A 1,752-nucleotide genomic window follows, 5' to 3' on the forward strand; every position below is an offset into this window, starting at 1 on the left:
GTCGGTTTGCGGTACGGTCACTGTGAAACTGAAGCTTAGAGGCTTTTCCTGGAACCCCTTCCAGTTGCTTCGCTTCCTAAGAAGCTCGCGCCACACCCTTGAATCCTGCGCCCGGATTTGCCAAAGCGCCTTCTCCAATGCAGCGACCGGGACTTCCAACACCCGGACAACCTTCCGCGATCCGTCCCCCCATCGCATTTCACAATGGTGCAGAAATATTAATCTGCTTCCCATCAGCTACGCATTTCTGCCTCGCCTTAGGGGCCGACTCACCCTACGCCGATGAACGTTGCGTAGGAAACCTTGGGCTTACGGCGAGGGGGCCTTTCACCCCCTTTATCGCTACTCATGTCAGCATTCGCACTTCCGATACCTCCAGCACACTTTCCAGTGCACCTTCGCAGGCTTACGGAACGCTCTCCTACCATGCACATTAATGTGCATCCGCAGCTTCGGTATATGACTTAGCCCCGTTACATCTTCCGCGCAGGACGACTCGATCAGTGAGCTATTACGCTTTCTTTAAAGGGTGGCTGCTTCTAAGCCAACCTCCTGACTGTTTTAGCCTTCCCACTTCGTTTCCCACTTAGTCATATTTGGGGACCTTAGCTGGCGGTCTGGGTTGTTTCCCTCTTGACACCGGACGTTAGCACCCGATGTCTGTCTCCCGTGATTGCACTCTTCGGTATTCGGAGTTTGCTATGGCGTAGTAATCCGCAATGGACCCCACAACCATGACAGTGCTCTACCCCCGAAGGTGATACACGAGGCACTACCTAAATAGTTTTCGGAGAGAACCAGCTATTTCCAGGTTTGTTTAGCCTTTCACCCCTATCCACAGCTCATCCCCTAACTTTTCAACGTTAGTGGGTTCGGTCCTCCAGCACGTGTTACCGTGCCTTCAACCTGGCCATGGATAGATCACCTGGTTTCGGGTCTACACCCAGCGACTGAACGCCCTGTTCGGACTCGCTTTCGCTACGCCTGCCCTAATCGGTTAAGCTTGCCACTGAATGTAAGTCGCTGACCCATTATACAAAAGGTACGCCGTCACCCCTTGCGAGGCTCCGACTGTTTGTATGCATGCGGTTTCAGGATCTATTTCACTCCCCTCCCGGGGTTCTTTTCGCCTTTCCCTCACGGTACTGGTTCACTATCGGTCGATCACGAGTATTTAGCCTTGGAGGATGGTCCCCCCATCTTCAGACAGGATTTCACGTGTCCCGCCCTACTTGTCGTACACCTAGTTCTTCCATGCTGTTTTCGCCTACGGGGCTATCACCCGCTATGGCCGCACTTTCCAGAGCGTTTGGCTAACAGTACAGATAAAGAGTACAGGCTGATCCCATTTCGCTCGCCACTACTTTGGGAATCTCGGTTGATTTCTTTTCCTGCGGTTACTTAGATGTTTCAGTTCACCGCGTTCGCTTCTCGTAGCCTATGTATTCAGCTACGGATACCTCAGAAGAGGTGGGTTTCCCCATTCGGACATCTCCGGATCAAAGCTTGTTTGCCAGCTCCCCGGAGCTTTTCGCAGGCTACCGCGTCCTTCATCGCCTGTGATCGCCAAGGCATCCACCACATGCACTTGTTCGCTTGACCCTATAACGGGTGTGTCTCAGCTGGCTTCTTGCGAAGCGCGCTTTGACTTTCCGCTACAGGTTGAGTATTCGTGTTGCGCCGTATTCCAAAGCAATCTTTCGATCACTTAAAAATACATTGATACAATCACAACCCTGATTCACCTACTCG

1 rRNA gene is annotated in these 1,752 nt (G+C 52.4%); it reads right to left on the reverse strand.

What is annotated here, in order from left to right:
• A 23S ribosomal RNA gene (locus tag BTH42_RS21190) occupies positions 1–1,602 on the reverse strand; the annotation flags it as partial.
• Positions 1,603–1,752 lie beyond the last annotated feature (150 nt).

It is taken from the genome of Burkholderia sp. SRS-W-2-2016, from assembly GCF_001931485.1.
GTDB lineage: Bacteria > Pseudomonadota > Gammaproteobacteria > Burkholderiales > Burkholderiaceae > Paraburkholderia.